The following is a 15,321-nucleotide window of genomic DNA, read 5'->3' as shown; positions in this document are numbered from 1 at the left end:
AGAGGGCGTCAGGCCGGGCATCGCCTAGGCGGGGGATGGCCCGCACCATGGGCGACGGGCATCACAATCAGCTGGCGGAGCGGGCGCCCTTGGCGCGCGCAATCATGTGCGTGACCTCCGGATTCGTGTGACAGGGGATGAGCTGGACCTGCGGATGCTTTGCGTGGAACACGCGAAACACCTCGTCAGCAAACGCCTGACCGATCGCGGTAACACCGGTGAAATCGAGCACGACGACCTTAAAGCGATCGAACCGCGCGAGCAGGCGCTTTGCCTGGGATCGCGAAACCAAATTGTCATCGCCGTAACGCGTGAGTTCGACCGGAATGACGGTCTTCGTGAACCCATAGTCCTCCCCGGAGGTAAACGCATCGAAGACCTTTCGCACGGTGCGCGCCGTGTGATTGTGCAATTGCATCGTCACGAGCGTCCCCTTCGTCGACGATTGCGGTTGCAGGATCCAGTCTTCGGCCTCCTGGAATTTGTGTGAGAAAAAAACGCCACCGGAAAGGATGAGAAATTCGTCGAACATGCGTGAGGAAAAAAAGATCCCTTCACCCGTATGGTGGGCCGGGTCGGTCGTGAGTTTGCCCTTGGCGAGCTCAAGGACGGAATGGCGCTCGTCGGCAAGATTCAACGCAGCCTGGATCTTCTTGAAAATGCCGACGCCGTCATCAAACAGAGAAACTTTTGTGGCGCCGGCGGTCTTGGCAAACTCCACCGTGACGAAAGTCCCCGCGGAATGATCAATGGCATTATTCAACATCTCCGTGAAACCGTAGTGCCAGATATTCATGACGTTATCGGGCAGACCCTTAAGCGCTGGCGCGACGTCTGCGCGCCAGACCCGGTCCTCGGCCAATCCGGCCAGACGATATTGCTTTTGCCAGGCGATGAGGGGGGCCAGGCGATAGACCCGGCTGCGCGTATGCCCCTCGGCACTGAGGATGCCCTCCTTGCACAACTGCTGAAGGTGTTTGTGGGTGGCCTGACGCGAGCAGCCGAACCTCTCGGCGGCGACCCGTGCAATATCGGCGGGATGCCTATCGACGGTTTCTATGATGAAGGTGCGCACGACTGCACCTCGGTTTCGCAGGGACGCCATACCGCTTATTGTCAACCCGTAACCTTATTATTGTCAACTTATATCGGCTCTATTGTTAACCTATTGGGGCAGCGCGTGACGAGGCCGGGCGCCCCGGGAGGCAAGGACCCCCGGAGCCGGGGTTACGATGGCGAGGATCGGTCGCGGGCGCAGAGATCGCCCTGGCGGGCCTCGACCGTCCGATGCTCACCTGCTCAAGCCCTTCGCATCGCAAACACATGACCCTGCGGGGACCATCTGGCGGGGGTCGATCATACGGAAAATGTCGCGGCAGGCAGCGACGATCCGATGACGGGTCCGCCGACGAGGACCGCTCCGCGTGCTCGAGGCCACGCTGCGGCTCATCCGCATCTTGAGATGCATACGCGGCCTACTCGGTGCGGGATATCAGTGCCGTGGCCAGCGCGCGGTCCCGCGTCAGGCACCCGCAGGTCCGGCTCGCCCGCTATGGTGCCGATCCGGAGGCCATGCACATGACCTCGCCCACCGAGGCCTGAGCGGGCGCGGCGCGGCCATCCTCCCGTCCTGGAAATGCACGCCTCGCGCCCTCAAATCTCGTCGTAGCGCACCAGGAAGCTCTCGGGTACCCGCCCTTCATCTGCCATCTCGCGCTCCAGGCCCATGACCTGCGCCCCCGCCGGGCCCTTGGCGATCCGTTCGGTCAACGCCTCAAGCGCCGTCTCCGGACCGCAGGCCAGAACCTCGACGGATCCATTCGCGCGATTGCGCACCCAGCCGGTAATGAAAAGACGGCGCGCCTCATCGCGCACATAGGCGCGAAAGCCGACGCCCTGCACGGTCCCCGTGACGGTCAATCTGACACAACCCATAGCCTCCTCCCTAAGACCCATCGCGCTTAGACGCTTTGCGCTTATCCTCGCACACGGTCTTCCCTTATATCCATCCATACAGAGAGGTTTTTATGAGTCTGCATCTCGGCGACATTGCCCCTGACTTTAGCCAGGACTCGACGGTAGGGCCGATCGAGTTCCATAAATGGATCGGCAACCATTGGGCCGTGCTGTTTTCGCATCCCGCCGACTACACGCCGGTATGCACGACCGAACTCGGCAGCGTGGCGCGGCTCATGGAAGAGTTCAAGCGTCGTGACGTGAAGGTGCTGGCGGTAAGCGTCGATCCGGTCTCGACCCACAAGGAATGGATCAAGGATATCGACGACACCCAGAAGACCCACGTCGAGTTTCCGATCCTGGGCGACCAGGACCGCAAGGTCTCGACCCTGTACGACATGATCCATCCGCGGCAAAGCGACACGCTCACGGTGCGCTCGGTGTTCATCATCGACCCGAAAAAGGTGATCCGCACCATACTGACCTACCCGGCCAGCACGGGACGCGATTTCGGCGAGATCTTCCGGATCATCGACTCGCTGCAACTGACCGACCGCTACAGCGTGGCCACACCCGCCAACTGGCGCAGCGGCGACGATGTGGTGATCTCCCCGGCCATCAAGGACAAGGCCGCGCTCGGCGCCAAATTCCCCAAAGGCTACAAGGAAATCCGGCCGTACCTGCGCATGACGCCGTATCCCGGGCCGTGAATGGCCATGACCTTACGAGGCGGCGGGAAACCGCTGGCGGGCCTCGCGCACCGATTTCCAGAAGGCATAGCCCGCGATCGGCACGAGCAGGATCACGACCAGCATCAGACCCACGCCGAGGTGCGCCAGATTATGCACGCGCAGACCGGTTGCCCAGGACAATGAGGCCAGACCGGGGTCCATGAGCCCGAGGGCGCCGACGAGCATGAAAGCGGCGCCGCCGCCGCTCAAGGTGCGGCCGGCCATCTTGCGCGCCACATAGACCCGCGCGCGGCCATCGAGCTTGCGCCGGGCCATCCAGCCACCGAACAGGGAGCCTAGGAGCATCTGCGTGACCGTGGTCCCGAGACCGAAGAGAAGACCGGGCAGGAATGCGAGATAGGCATGGTGCATGGCCGGCGCCAGGACCGTATAGACGATGATCGCAAAGGCACCCGTCCCCCATCCGGCCAGAAAACCATGGACGATCGGCATATAACGCGGCAAGGCCGCGGGCTCGTCGCGGGCCTCATGATCGAGCGCATGGCTGTGGAAGAGGTGCGGGACGCGACCCTTGCGCAATATGAAAAGCCCCGAGGCCGCCATGACGGCCCCGACGACGATATAAACCGTGAAATTCCAGCGCGCCCCGGAGAGAAAATCGCTCATGGCGAAATAGGCGAGTTCGGAGGCGATCGCGCGCTGCAAGGTGAAGGCGAGCGAGAACAGCAGACCGGCCCTGAAGCCTCCGCGGACCGAATAGGATCCGATGGCATAGTTGAACGTGATCGGCCAGGTGTGCTCATCGGGCGTTATCCCATGGACCATGCCCAGAAAAAACGCGGTGACCAGCGCCAGACCCACGCCCAAACCGGCCAGCCCGGGGTCCCAAAGGTTCAAGTCCGCAATCGCCACCTTATCCGCCCCGCCTCTATACGTAACCGCGTACTTTACCGGTAACCGGGGCCTGCGCCAACCGTGACCACCGGGACCTTGGCCGGGGCGCCGGCCTCCTCGCGCACCAGCCGCGGCACGAGATAGCCGGGAAGCCGGACGCGCAGGACCTCCAGAAGTCCGAGGGCGCGCGCGGCGTCGACCGCGAAATGCGCAGCCCCCTCCACGCGATCGAGCATGTGGAGATAATAAGGCAGGACGCCGGCCTCGAACACCCGCTCGCTCAGGGCCGCCAGCACCTCGGCGTCATCATTGACCCCGGCGAGCAACACCGCCTGGTTCAAAAGCGTGACGCGCGCCGCCCGCAAGCGCCCGCAAGCGCGAACCACGGCTTCGTCCACCTCGCGCGGATGATTGATGTGCAACACCATGACCACCGCAAGCGGCGTCTCATCAAGCCAGCCGAGAAGCCCGTCATCGACGCGGCTTGGGATCACCACGGGCACGCGGGTGTGCAGCCGCAGGCGCTTTACGTGCGGCAGGGCGCGTAGCGCACCCATCAGGCCGGCGAGCTTGTCGTCACTCAAGGTCAGGGGGTCGCCCCCGCTCAAGATCACCTCGCGAATCGAGGGATCGGCGGCGAGGTGGGCGGTGGCTAGGGCCCAGCGGTCGCGCGCGGCATGGGCCTTGGCGTAGGGAAAGTGGCGTCGGAAGCAATAACGGCAGTGAATGGCGCAGGCCCCGGTGGCGGTCAGCAGCACGCGGCCTTCGTACTTGTGCAAGACCCCGGGTACGACCTGGGCGGCCAGATCCCCGACCGGGTCCCGCGAGAACCCGGGCTGGGGGGCCTCCTCCAGATCGAGCGGCAGGATCTGGCGCAGCAGGGGATCCTCGGGGTCGCCTTGGCGGATACGCGCCAGATAGGCGGGAGGGACCCGTACCGGGAAATGCTCGTGCGCGCGGCGTGCGGCCGCAAGCAGGGTATCCGGTAGCCCCAGGACCCGGACTAGGGTCTCGGGGTCACGGATGGCCGCGGCCATCTCCACCTGCCAGGGTGCCTGCCGTGCGGGATCGGTTCGATGTATCATAGGCGCGCACTGTCCGTGTTCGGTCGATAAAAGGCAAGCGACGCCGGCCAGCCCCTACTCCAATCCGAGATCGTCATGACCACCTATAGCACCAACGAATTCAAGAGCGGACTGAAGATCATGCTCGACGCGGATCCCTGCGCGATCATAGAAAACGAGTTCGTGAAACCCGGCAAGGGCCAGGCCTTCAACCGCGTCAAGATCCGCAATCTGAAGACCGGACGCGTCGTGGAGCGCACCTTCAAATCCGGCGACACCGTGGAGGGCGCCGACGTCATCGATGTCGAGATGCAGTACCTGTATAGCGACGGCGAATTCTGGTATTTCATGTCGCCCGAAACCTATGAACAACTGGGGGCCGACAAGACCGCCGTGGGCGAGGCCGCCAAGTGGTTGAAGGAACAGGCCCTGTGCCTGGTGACGTTGTGGAACGGCGTGCCCTTGAGCGTCGCCGCGCCGGTGCATGTCGTGCTCAAGGTCACAGACACCGACCCCGGCGTGCGTGGTGACACGAGCGGCGGCGGCGGCAAGCCCGCGACCCTGGAGACCGGCGCGGTCGTGCGCGTGCCGCTTTTCATCAATATCGGCGACAGTCTGAAGATCAACACCCAGACCGGCGAATACATTGCCCGCGCCAAGGAATAGGGCCGCCTCCGGGCACGAGCACACCGTTCCACCGCGCGCGCGCCTCGCCGCCGTGCGCCAGCGCGCCGCGCTGCTGGCCCAGGCACGCGCGTTCTTCGCGGAACGCGGCTATCTGGAGGTGGAGACGCCGGTGCTCGCGCGCGCCGGCGCAGCGGACGCGCAACTGGCGCAGTTTGCGCTAAACGACCCGGTTCTGGGCGCCCTTTACCTGCAGACCTCTCCCGAATACGCCATGAAGCGCCTGATCATGGCGGGTAGCGGTTCGATCTATCAGATCACGAAGGCGTTTCGTCAGGGCGAGAGCGGGCGGTTCCATAACCCCGAATTCACACTGGTTGAATGGTACGGCCTGGGCTATGACCACCGGCGTCTCATCGCCGAGGCCTGCGCCCTCATCGCGCGGCTCGTCCCGTCCCTTAAGGCGCCTGCGCGCATCGTAAGTTACCGCGAGGCGTTTCGCGAGGCCCTGGACATCGACCCCATCGAGGCACCGACCGACCAGTTGCGTGCGGTCACGCAGAGACGTCTTCCGGCGGCACAAGAACTGGTCCTAAACGACCGCGATGAGATCCTCGACCTGCTCATGAGTCATGCCGTAGCACCCGGATTCCCGGTCGAGGCCTTGACGGTAGTGACGGATTATCCATCAAGCCAGGCCGCGCTCGCGCGCTTGAACGCCCAAGGACTCGCGGATCGCTTCGAGATCTACCGCGGGCCGCTGGAACTCGCCAACGGATTTCACGAAGCGACGCGGATCGCGGAATACGCCGACCGGTTCGCGCTCGAGGCGGCCAGGCGGCGCGCACGGGGCTTGCCGCACATTGACCAGGACCACCGCCTGCTTGCGGCACTCTCCGAAGGCGATCTGCCCGACTGCGCCGGTTGCGCGCTTGGCTTCGACCGGGTCCTGATGCTGGCCATGGACGCCACGCACATCGACGAGGTCCTGGCGTTCCCCATCGCGCAGGCCTGATAACCGATCATCACAACCGACAGGAGGCCGCGTGAGCGCGCTATTTTCATCCTTTCGTCTACGTTCGCAGACATTTCGCAACCGCATCTTCGTTTCGCCGATGTGCCAGTACTCGAGCATCGACGGCTTCCCGACCGCCTGGCACCTCGTCCATCTCGGCAGCCGCGCGGTGGGCGGGGCGGCGCTGGTCATGATGGAGGCTACGGCAGTGAGCCCCGAGGGCCGCATCAGCCCCGGAGACCAGGGCCTGTGGAGCGATGATCACGGCGAGGCGCTAAAGCCCATCGTCCACTTCATAAAGTCCCAGGGCGCGGCCGCCGGAATCCAGATCGCCCATGCCGGCCGCAAGGCCTCCACCGATGCCCCCTGGCGCGGGGGACGCCCGTTGTCGCCGGCCGAGGGCGGCTGGTCGGTGATCGCGCCAAGCCCGGTTCCATTCGCCACCGGGCACCCCCGGCCGGAGGCCTGTCGGGATGCCGACCTGCGGCGCGTGGTGGCGGATTTCGCGCAGGCCGCACGCCGCGCCCACGAGGCCGGGTTCGATGTCCTGGAACTGCACATGGCGCATGGTTACCTGCTGCATGAATTCCTGTCGCCGCTCGCCAATCGCCGCGAGGACCGCTACGGGGGGCGGCTGGAGAATCGCGTGCGGCTGCCGCTCGAAGTGACCGAGGCGGTACGCATGGTGTGGCCCGACGCAAAGCCCCTGTTCGTGCGCATCTCGGCCTCCGATTGGGTGGACGGCGGCTGGGACATCGAGCAGTCATTGGTGCTCGCCCGGGAATTGAAGGCCCGCGGCGTCGATCTTATCGATTGCTCGAGCGGGGGCATGGTCGCGGACGCCCAGATTCCTGCCGGCCCCGGCTATCAGACCCCGTTCGCCACCCGCATACGCACCGAGGCCGACATCGCCGTGGGCGCCGTGGGCCTCATCAATGAGCCGCTGCAGGCCGAGCAGATCGTGCGCACGAGCCTCGCCGACTGCGTGTTCCTGGGGCGCGAACTCCTGCGTGACCCCTACTGGCCGTTGCATGCCGCTCACGCCCTGCATAGCGACGGTCAATGGCCCGCCCAGTACGAGCGCGCCCGACCCTGACCCCGGCGACACCCCCGCCGCCCTCGGCCCGCCCTGTCGGGCCGAGGGCGGCCCCTAACCACTCGACACCCTTCGGGGAGGGCGGCATGCCGCGGGCGCAAAGGACGGCCCCGGCCCACCCGGCAACGACCGTCCCTTGACAGAGGCGGCGCGGCGATCTTATATTTGTTAAGGAATTTCTAAACTTGTTTATCTCAAGGGGCCCGAATGTTCTTCAAACAACGCATGAGCGCCGATGGCACGCTCTCCTACCTCTATGGCTGTGGCAGTCGCGGCTTGGCGGTGGCCGTGGATGTCGTGGCGGGCGACGAGGACTGGTTCGTGGCCGAGGCCCAGAAGAGCACGGTACATATCGCCTATGTGATCGACACCCATATCCACGCCGATCATCTTTCCGGGGGGCGGACGCTGGCGGCACGGGTCGGCAGTCCCTATTGCCTCCATGAAAGCGACCAGGGCGCGGTGGGCTTTCCGATACATGGCCTGCGGGATGGGGATGAACTGGCAACCGGCAATGTCGTCACGCGTGTCATCCATACGCCGGGACACACCCAAGACAGCATCTGCCTGCTGGTCGCCGACCTGCGGCGCGGCCGCGATCCCTGGTTTGCGCTGACCGGGGACACGATCTTCGTGGGCGGGGTCGGACGCCCGGATCTGGGCGGCACGCCGGAGCACATGGCGGCGCTCCTCTATGATAGCCTCCATGAGCGCATCCTGGCCCTTCCCGACGACCTCGAGATCTTTCCCGGACACGCCGCCGGCAGCGTCTGTGGCGCGGGGCTTTCCGGCAAGCCCTCGTCGACGCTCGGTTTTGAAAGGCGCTTCGACCCGTATTTGAGCCTGGGACGCGAGGCCTTCATCGCCCGGCTCGTCGAGGAGACGCCGGCGCGGCCGGCGGATATGGACCGCATCGTCGCCGCCAACCTGGGGCGCGCGGCGTGACCGACGGGGATATCCGGTTTACGCTCTTCGCCGAAATCTTCGCGGCGCTTGCGCACCCCAAGCGCCTGGAAATCGTCCATATCCTGGGCCACGGTGAACACACCGCCGGCGAACTTGTCGAAAAAACCGGCCTCTCCAAGGCCAATGTCTCCCAGCATGTCGGCATCCTGAAGGCCCGGGGGCTCATCCATTGCGAGAAGCGCGGGACCTTCTGCCATTATCGGCTGACCGACCCGGGGGTGCTGGATACCTGCGAACAGATCCGTCACCTCATTCTCGATCGCATGGAACTTTCATCCCGGCACCGCGCCGAACTCGCGCGCGCAAAGGCTCCGGTGCGCGGCAAATCGCATCCATGAATATTGGCGCGCACGCAAGGCGCGGCATCGCCATCAATATCGGCCAGTTCAGTCTCCAGACCATCCAGGTGTTTTTCGTGGGACTCATCATGGGCATGGAGCGGACCGTGCTGCCGACCATGAGCCGCGACTTCGGCGTGCGACCGCACGCCTTCTTCTTCCTGGCATCGTTTGTCATCTCCTTTGGTCTCGTGAAGGGCGCCTTGAACTTCGTGGCGGGCGATCTTTCCGACCGCCTGGGGCGCAAGCGCGTGCTGCTCTATGGATGGCTTGCCGGGATCCCGATTCCGCTTTTGATCGCCCTTGCGCCGAACTGGTGGTGGATCATTGCCGCCAACATCTTCCTTGGTATCAATCAGGCCTTTACCTGGACGATGACGGTCACGAGCCAGATCGATCTCGCCGCCAGCAACGAGCGTGGGCTTGCGGTCGGCATCAATGAGGCGCTCGGCTACATTGCCGTGGGCATGGCCGGGCTCGGCACCGGCTATGCCGCCCTCTCCTACGGGCCACGGCTTACGCTTTTCGTCTTTGGTCTCACGACCATCGCCTGCGCCCTGCTGGTGCTCACGCGCGTCGAGGATACGATCCTGTGGGTGCGCGCCGAACACGCCCACCAGGCCGCCGGTGATGCCAGCACCCCGAGTCCGTCGCTATGGGACGGCTTTAAACGCGTCTCCTTCAGGGACCCGACCTACCGCGCCATTTGCCAGGGCGGGGTCGCCAATAAGATCGCCGACACCCTGGTATGGGTGTTGCTGCCGGTCTTTTTCCGGACCCACGGCCTGGGCCTGGTGCGGATCGGCTGGATCACCGGGCTCTATGCCATGGTCTGGGGCCTCTCGCAGCTTGCCACCGGACATCTGGCGGACCGCATCGGGCGCAAGGTGCCGGTGGTGACGGGCTTCATGCTGTTGGCGTTGGCGTTGGTCGGGGTGGCGGTCGAGCGTTCATTCCGCGACTGGCTCGCGGCCGCGGTGGTCATGGGTATGGGTATGGCGCTGTTATACCCAAACCTCATTGCCGCCATGTCGGATCGGGCGCCCCCGCTGGAACGGGGGCGTATCCTCGGCGTCTACCGGTACTGGCGCGATACCGGCTATGCGATAGGCGGCATCGTGCTGGGGCTGGTCGCCGCGCAGACCCGGCAGACACAACCGGCCATCTGGTTGACGGCAGCGCTGGTGGCCGGATCAGGCCTGTGGATCGCCATCGCCGTCCGCGAAACCCACGACCGCGTGCGCGCCTGATGCGCCCGCGGGGCCATGGGACAAGGCCCGTCCAGGACCCCATAGTCCCGACCGGCCGCACGGCCCGGGCGGGCCATGATAGGCGGCCCCGGGCATGCACCCTTCAGGGCCTATGGCCGCCCGGCGACCGCTAACCGATATGGTAGATGAGATTCAGCGTGGTGAAGGTCGTGGTGGTGGCGTAGTGGACGAGGGCCGTGGACGGCAGGCTCGTATAATGGATGACCTCTTCCGAGAATTTGAGTGCCAAGTGGAATATGAGCGTGGTCGTCACCCCGCTGGTCGATGTGACGAGCGTCCCGCTACGCGCCCCCATGACGCTCAGGCGTTCACTGAAGCGTGTCCCTCGCCGCAGATGCCACACATAGTTCATCGCCACGTCACCGACCGGTTCATCTTGCGCGGGGCGCCCCACGGGATAGTAGTTCTGCCGGGCGCCCCCGCCGGCTTCGAGATTGAGATGCATGGTGTGGGTGGCAACGACCGTCCGGCCGGCATTCACCATTTCCACGAAATAATGATCGTAGCCATCGAAGAGATTATGGTCATAGCGGACACTACCGACAACGAAACTCACCGGCGCCGACTTGAAACTGCGCCGCACCTGGAGCGTGGTAACGAGACGGTTCACATCCGCCACGCCATTGTAGGAAAAGTAATTGTAGCTTAGGTTTCCGCCGTAGCTCCAAAGGCCGACGGTGTCGCGAAGCCGATCGGTGGAGTTCAGACTGGTGGTGAGCGCAACCCCCGAAGACGACGACAGGCCGGCCCCGAACTCCCCATGCCACCCGGCCTTCGGGAGGGCTTTGGCCGCCGCGTGCGCGCATCCGGTCGCAGACAGCAATGCCAGGACGGCGACCATCGCAAGCCGCGGATAGCCAAGACACGCCCTCATGCCGGACGGACATCACGCCACATCGGCCCGCAACCGCCGGCCGCCGCCGGTGCGGCGCAGCCCGCCGCCCTACGCCTCTTGCATACCCGGGGCGGCACGCCGCCCGGGCGCCTCGGAGAAGGACTGCCCCCGGCCCCGGCGGCGGGAACGCACCGGGACCCGCGATCTCCCTGCTGACTTTCCAATGGCGCCTCTACCCGTCTTTTCTGGTGGGACCTGTAACCATGCCACAGGTTCCCGTCCACCGCCGGCCTGCGGATCGATCATGCCTGACGCCGGCGGTTCCCGGCCTTGGCGGGCATCACCGCGGTCGCGCTTAAACGCCCGGATCCGCAGGCACCGACTGACGCAAGGCGGCGATGACGGGATTCAGGCCCAGCCCGCGACGCGCGTTCAGGAACTCGAGCAACACCACGACCTCCGATGTCAGCAGATCCAGAAACGGCTCGAGCTCCGCCCCCCGTCCGTCCCGGAGATAACACACGGCGCGGTCGAGTCCCATCATCGCGACCGGACGGGTGGCCGGCCCGGGAACGGAAAATGCCGGCGGGACGACCGGCTCGGGCATGAATTCGGGTTCGAACAAGACCTCAGGGCCAGCATCACCCCCGGACTCCGCCGGCGGGCCGGGCACGATAATGCCGTCCAGGACCAACTCCTCGGCCCCGCCGAGCGTATCGCTCAAGGCCGAGCCGCTCGCCCGGTTGCCTCCCAGGGCCACGGCGCGCTTCAGTCGCTCCTCGGCCATCTGGCGGAGTGCCTCACAGCCCGCTGCGCCCTCTTCCGACGACCCCACCCCTACGCTGATACTGAGGGTCTTGCCGTCATGGATCGGGCGATGCGCAAACGCCCCCACCAGGCGCTGTGCCAAAACGAGCCCTCGACCCTTGGATGTGCCCCCCATGAGTATGCCGAATTCGGCCCCGCCAAGCCGCGCCATCGCCGTCACATCGGCCCCCGCCTCATCACGCAGCACGGTGGCGACATGCCCTACTACCGCCTCCATCTGTTCGTCCCCGTATTCGCGATACAGGATACGCACCCGATCGAGGGCCGCGAGCAACAATGTCACCGGGCGCTGCGCGCTGGCCTCGCGCAACAGCGCCTCCCCCCGCTCATGGAAGGCGTCCCGGCCAAGCAGCCCCTCATAAGGGGAGGCCTCCTCGGGAACCGGCTGTTCGAAACGCATATAGGCCTGCGTGCAGGCCTGAAGCTGAGCGAGATTCAGGGGCTTTGTAATGAAGTCCGTAGCCCCGCAGGCGAACGCGCGGGTCTTGGTCTCGTCGTCGTCTGCGCCGGTGATCACGATGATCGGGAGCTCGCGGATGCGCGCGTCATCGCTGGCCCGTACGCGACATATGAAGGCATAGCCGTCAAGCCGCGGCATCTCGATGTCGGTGATCAATACACCCACGTCGGGGGCCTGCAAAAGCGTCTCCCAGCCGGCCTCGCCGTCGGCCGCCACCGCGACATCGAAGTCCACCTTCAGCATCTTGCTGATGGCTTGGCGGATGACCGCGGAATCGTCCACCACAAGCACTCGACCACCGTTGCGCGCCGTCACCACCGCCGTAGTCGCACTCACGCTCACCTCAAGTTATCGGCGGGGATTTAACGGCCGCAAATCAAGGCCTTGCTCCCCCGCATGACCATCCTTTGACCTTAGAACGAAAATCCCCAAAGTCAAATGACGGCACGCGCGGGGCGCCCATGGCGGACGGCTACGCGGACGCGGCTTTAAGCCACGCGTGCACCGGGCGCGAGCTTGGCCTCGGCCACGAGATCGACGAGACTGTTTACGGTACGGGCCTCGATAAACCGGGTATCGTCTATGGTCGTACCAAAGCGGCCCTCGAGCGCCAGCAAGATACTGATCGCATTGACCGACTCCACGCCAAGGTCACTATAGAGATCCTTGTCGGGCGGGATCGGCCGCGCCAGCTTCCCGCTGGTCTCGACGATCGTCATCACATCCTTGCGTATATCGCTGATATCCGACATAAAGCGACTCCTTACCACGATTCTTGTCCCTGAACGCGCCCGTGGCGCACCAAGTCTCGATCCCAAGTGTTGCCGGTTCGGGGTGCGGCCACTCTAGGAGGGCGCCCCGCGCCTGTCAATCCCACTCATATGGCGTGGCCTTGAACCAGATTGACGATCAAAAGCACCAGGGCAAGCACCAGCAAAATATGAATGAAACCACCCATCGTGCGCGAACTCACAATGCCTACGAGCCACAATACGAGTAAAATGACGAAGATGGTCCATAACATGGCCGCTCCCTCTGCGTGACCTGCAGCCCACCTTAGGGGGCGACGCAAGCGGGGTCAATCGGCCTTCCTGGAAAGACGTGGCGGGGACCGACCCGACGAGACACAGATGCCCTATGAGTGAAAAACACCACCCGCAGGCGATTCGATTTTATACGGAAGAGGAACTCGACGCCCTGGAGGGGACGGATCCGGACATGGCGTACCGCATCGCGCGCGCCCAGGCCATCGCGGCTCGCGAACGGCGAGGACCGGCCTTGGATGCGGGCGCGGGACCGCCGGACCGGGCGGCCGTCGAGCACGCCATCGAGGATGTGCGCCGGATACTCCAGCGCGACGGGGGCGATATCGAGCTCGTGGATATCGTTGACACCACCGTGCGCGTGCGGATGAAGGGCGCCTGTGCCGGTTGCCCGAACTCGGTGCTGGATCTGCGTAATGTCGTCGAAAAGGTGGTGTGTACCGTGCCGGGCGTCTCTGCGGTCGTCAATACCTTCTGACGCGCCTGCCCATTCCCGCGAGGAAGTGACATCGCTTCGGAACATGGTGACGGCGGTCGATACGGCATTGCGTGGGCCCGCGCCCGAAGGGACAGGGCCCTATCCGTTCGCGGCGGATGTGGAATGGCGGGACTTTCCGCGTGTTTTGATAAAGATGTGGGCGACCCTCGCACCCGCAGCCCGCGGTGAGACCCATGCCGGGCCCGTGAGTGGCCCGATAACCATGTCCGATAAAGAGACGGGACCGGCGAGCGTCTCGGCGCACGAGGCAAGAGGCCGTAGGCGGCCGTCCAATCGATGGTGACGTGCCGCAGCAAGACACACCGCCGGTACCGCCTGTTCCATGCGCCGGATCGCCTCATCGGTAGCCCGGCAAAACCGATCCCGCCTGGCTTTGCCGAGCCACCGTTCGCGCAAGATCGCGCATGGCAATGTCCCGTTCGCGGTCTGGCAGATCCACGGAGTCCTTCAGCCGCGCATGGGAACGGTATCAAAACCTGCCTTGGCGGCGGTAAAATGGGCCATGGACGATTATATTGATCCACAGGCCCGCTGCCCGGGACCGGAGTCATTGCGGCCTGATGCCGTCATCATCGAGGGGCGGACTCATAACGGACACGCGTGCCGGATCGTAGACAACACCTGTTCGGTGGCGCGCGAGGACTTGGTCGAGGTCCTGAATGGGCTGATCGCGGCACGGCGATTCGGGATGGCGGCGCTCTCGGCACGCGGCGGCCAGACCTTGGTCATCGGTCGACCGGAGGCCACCCATGTGCAGTTCGGCGACACCCTCTATCGCCTGCTGCTCTACCCCTACGAGGCCCGGATCGAGCGGTTTTGATCTCGGGTCGCGACCAGCGACCGCTTGAGGAGCCGCTCCAGCACCGACAGCGGCGCGTGCGCCGGCTCGTTCAGGCCCTGCACGGGCAGATGAAAGGTCTGCTCGAACAGATACTGGCCGGCCATCGCCGCATGGGGGACCTGATCGGTAAAGACCACCCAGGTGGTCCCGGCCGGGAACGTGACCTCGTATTGGGGACAGTGACGCTGAAAATAGTCGTCGCCCTTCATGGCATTATGCAAGGCCAGCATGTAATGATCGTAGGCCGAGCGGTAGCCGGTGGTAAGCCCGCATGCGGCCAATAGCCAGCGCTGCCCCGGCAGCGGCGGACGTATCGCTGGCAAAAAACGCCGGGCGCAGGTCTCGAAGGGCTCACCCAGACGCCACACTCGACCGCGACCGTCGGGATTGACGTTGCTAAAGACCCGTAATATGCGCTGGCCCCCGTTCGGACGCGAGGGAAAGGCGTCCACATGCAGGCGGCTGTCGTCCTTGCGATAGGAGGAGGGTCGCTCTTTGGCCTCGACCGGGCGGTAACTGGTGCGCCCCAGGCGCAGATGCGGCGTGTAACCCGGCAGCAGGCCCTCCACCAGCGTGCGCGCGCTCTGCGCATACCGCGCCACCATGTCACGCAAGCGTTCCCGTTCATGACCTGCCAGGGCCGTCCCTTTCAGACTGCCCGACGACACGTCATAACTGATGTTCTTGGCGCGACCATCCGAACAACGGGGATCCAGGAAGGACCGCTCATCAGCACCGAGCGGGAAGGTGAGACGCGGAAAGAACAAGACCCGCCCCCCCTCCAGGGCGCGCAGCGCCCGGTCCCTGACGGCCTCACCAAAAACAGCATCGAAGCACTCGCCCTCGATGTTCACCAATGGATCCATGACCCCGTCCCCCTCGTCTGCCGCCGGTCGCGC

Annotated in this window: 18 protein-coding genes; 9 read left to right on the top strand and 9 right to left on the bottom strand. The window is 64.8% G+C overall.

Features of this window, described 5'->3' with window-relative positions; all coding sequences use genetic code 11:
* Positions 1-67: 67 nt before the first annotated feature.
* The gene (locus C4901_RS04225; protein ID WP_205736178.1) at positions 68-1,075 is read right to left on the bottom strand and encodes an STAS-like domain-containing protein; all 1,008 of its coding nucleotides are present in this window, start codon (positions 1,073-1,075) and stop codon (positions 68-70) included.
* Positions 1,076-1,653: 578 nt separating this feature from the next.
* Positions 1,654-1,935, bottom strand: coding sequence for an acylphosphatase (locus C4901_RS04220; protein ID WP_205736177.1), 282 nt, complete (start codon positions 1,933-1,935; stop codon positions 1,654-1,656).
* A 92-nt stretch (positions 1,936-2,027) separates the two neighbouring features.
* On the opposite strand from C4901_RS04220, the gene C4901_RS04215 reads away from it, so the two are divergent.
* Positions 2,028-2,666 (top strand): peroxiredoxin, encoded by a 639-nt coding sequence (locus C4901_RS04215; RefSeq protein WP_110136271.1) that lies wholly within the window; start codon positions 2,028-2,030, stop codon positions 2,664-2,666.
* Between the two features lie 12 nt (positions 2,667-2,678).
* On the opposite strand, the gene C4901_RS04210 is transcribed toward C4901_RS04215, so the two are convergent.
* Both C4901_RS04210 and epmB read right to left on the bottom strand, forming a co-directional pair.
* The gene (locus C4901_RS04210) at positions 2,679-3,560 is read right to left on the bottom strand and encodes a hypothetical protein (protein ID WP_205736176.1); all 882 of its coding nucleotides are present in this window, start codon (positions 3,558-3,560) and stop codon (positions 2,679-2,681) included.
* A gap of 35 nt (positions 3,561-3,595) precedes the next feature.
* Complete coding sequence (epmB, locus tag C4901_RS04205) at positions 3,596-4,627, bottom strand: EF-P beta-lysylation protein EpmB (protein ID WP_110136270.1); 1,032 nt, start codon at positions 4,625-4,627, stop codon at positions 3,596-3,598.
* Between the two features lie 75 nt (positions 4,628-4,702).
* On the opposite strand from epmB, the gene efp reads away from it, so the two are divergent.
* The 6 genes from efp (at position 4,703) to C4901_RS04175 (ending at position 9,895) form a co-directional block, all read left to right on the top strand.
* Positions 4,703-5,272, top strand: coding sequence for an elongation factor P (efp, locus tag C4901_RS04200; RefSeq protein ID WP_110136269.1), 570 nt, complete (start codon positions 4,703-4,705; stop codon positions 5,270-5,272).
* Entirely contained in the window at positions 5,253-6,245 is a 993-nt protein-coding gene (gene epmA / locus C4901_RS04195) for an EF-P lysine aminoacylase EpmA (protein ID WP_110136268.1), read from the top strand. Before efp ends, epmA begins: the two co-directional genes overlap by 20 nt.
* Before the next feature lie 31 nt (positions 6,246-6,276).
* Entirely contained in the window at positions 6,277-7,341 is a 1,065-nt protein-coding gene (locus tag C4901_RS04190; protein ID WP_110136267.1) for an NADH:flavin oxidoreductase/NADH oxidase, read from the top strand.
* Positions 7,342-7,548: 207 nt separating this feature from the next.
* Positions 7,549-8,286, top strand: coding sequence for an MBL fold metallo-hydrolase (locus tag C4901_RS04185; RefSeq protein WP_110136266.1), 738 nt, complete (start codon positions 7,549-7,551; stop codon positions 8,284-8,286).
* On the top strand, positions 8,283-8,645 hold the full coding sequence (locus tag C4901_RS04180) for a helix-turn-helix transcriptional regulator (protein WP_110136265.1): 363 nt from the start codon (positions 8,283-8,285) through the stop codon (positions 8,643-8,645). Before C4901_RS04185 ends, C4901_RS04180 begins: the two co-directional genes overlap by 4 nt.
* Positions 8,642-9,895 (top strand): MFS transporter, encoded by a 1,254-nt coding sequence (locus C4901_RS04175; RefSeq protein WP_110136264.1) that lies wholly within the window; start codon positions 8,642-8,644, stop codon positions 9,893-9,895. The genes C4901_RS04180 and C4901_RS04175 overlap by 4 nt, the downstream gene beginning before the upstream one ends.
* Positions 9,896-10,025: 130 nt before the next feature.
* Here the strand turns inward: C4901_RS04175 and C4901_RS04170 are convergent, their stop codons facing one another.
* From C4901_RS04170 to C4901_RS04155, 4 genes are all read right to left on the bottom strand, one after another.
* Positions 10,026-10,790, bottom strand: a complete 765-nt coding sequence (locus tag C4901_RS04170; protein ID WP_110136263.1) for a YdiY family protein — start codon at positions 10,788-10,790, stop codon at positions 10,026-10,028.
* 316 nt (positions 10,791-11,106) lie between these two features.
* The gene (locus C4901_RS04165; RefSeq protein WP_168185541.1) at positions 11,107-12,375 is read right to left on the bottom strand and encodes a response regulator; all 1,269 of its coding nucleotides are present in this window, start codon (positions 12,373-12,375) and stop codon (positions 11,107-11,109) included.
* A 152-nt stretch (positions 12,376-12,527) separates the two neighbouring features.
* Complete coding sequence (locus C4901_RS04160) at positions 12,528-12,791, bottom strand: acyl carrier protein (RefSeq protein WP_110136261.1); 264 nt, start codon at positions 12,789-12,791, stop codon at positions 12,528-12,530.
* A 125-nt stretch (positions 12,792-12,916) separates the two neighbouring features.
* A complete protein-coding gene (locus C4901_RS04155) occupies positions 12,917-13,063 on the bottom strand; it encodes a lmo0937 family membrane protein (protein WP_110136260.1) in 147 nt (48 codons plus the stop codon).
* Between the two features lie 113 nt (positions 13,064-13,176).
* On the opposite strand from C4901_RS04155, the gene C4901_RS04150 reads away from it, so the two are divergent.
* Complete coding sequence (locus tag C4901_RS04150; protein WP_110136259.1) at positions 13,177-13,560, top strand: NifU family protein; 384 nt, start codon at positions 13,177-13,179, stop codon at positions 13,558-13,560.
* A 523-nt stretch (positions 13,561-14,083) separates the two neighbouring features.
* Complete coding sequence (locus tag C4901_RS04145) at positions 14,084-14,401, top strand: hypothetical protein (protein WP_110138515.1); 318 nt, start codon at positions 14,084-14,086, stop codon at positions 14,399-14,401.
* Here the strand turns inward: C4901_RS04145 and C4901_RS04140 are convergent.
* The gene (locus tag C4901_RS04140) at positions 14,374-15,288 is read right to left on the bottom strand and encodes a Kdo hydroxylase family protein (RefSeq protein WP_110136258.1); all 915 of its coding nucleotides are present in this window, start codon (positions 15,286-15,288) and stop codon (positions 14,374-14,376) included. The genes C4901_RS04145 and C4901_RS04140 overlap by 28 nt on opposite strands.
* Between the last annotated feature and the right edge of the window lie 33 nt (positions 15,289-15,321).

Origin of the sequence: Acidiferrobacter sp. SPIII_3 (assembly GCF_003184265.1) — a bacterium.
Classification (GTDB): Bacteria; Pseudomonadota; Gammaproteobacteria; order Acidiferrobacterales; family Acidiferrobacteraceae; genus Acidiferrobacter.
Note: the sequence above shows the minus strand (reverse complement) of the source record. Positions and strands in the feature narration are given on the sequence as shown.

Bases quoted from the DNA above. Each gene is read 5' to 3' on its own strand.
- C4901_RS04220 (WP_205736177.1), bottom strand. From the start codon at position 1,935: ATGGGTTGTGTCAGATTGACCGTCACGGGGACCGTGCAGGGCGTCGGC.
- C4901_RS04215 (WP_110136271.1), top strand. From the start codon at position 2,028: ATGAGTCTGCATCTCGGCGACATTGCCCCTGACTTTAGCCAGGACTCG.
- epmB (WP_110136270.1), bottom strand. From the start codon at position 4,627: ATGATACATCGAACCGATCCCGCACGGCAGGCACCCTGGCAGGTGGAG.
- efp (WP_110136269.1), top strand. From the start codon at position 4,703: ATGACCACCTATAGCACCAACGAATTCAAGAGCGGACTGAAGATCATG.
- C4901_RS04185 (WP_110136266.1), top strand. From the start codon at position 7,549: ATGTTCTTCAAACAACGCATGAGCGCCGATGGCACGCTCTCCTACCTC.
- C4901_RS04175 (WP_110136264.1), top strand. From the start codon at position 8,642: ATGAATATTGGCGCGCACGCAAGGCGCGGCATCGCCATCAATATCGGC.
- C4901_RS04170 (WP_110136263.1), bottom strand. From the start codon at position 10,790: ATGAGGGCGTGTCTTGGCTATCCGCGGCTTGCGATGGTCGCCGTCCTG.
- C4901_RS04160 (WP_110136261.1), bottom strand. From the start codon at position 12,791: ATGTCGGATATCAGCGATATACGCAAGGATGTGATGACGATCGTCGAG.
- C4901_RS04155 (WP_110136260.1), bottom strand. From the start codon at position 13,063: ATGTTATGGACCATCTTCGTCATTTTACTCGTATTGTGGCTCGTAGGC.
- C4901_RS04150 (WP_110136259.1), top strand. From the start codon at position 13,177: ATGAGTGAAAAACACCACCCGCAGGCGATTCGATTTTATACGGAAGAG.
- C4901_RS04145 (WP_110138515.1), top strand. From the start codon at position 14,084: ATGGACGATTATATTGATCCACAGGCCCGCTGCCCGGGACCGGAGTCA.
- C4901_RS04140 (WP_110136258.1), bottom strand. From the start codon at position 15,288: ATGGATCCATTGGTGAACATCGAGGGCGAGTGCTTCGATGCTGTTTTT.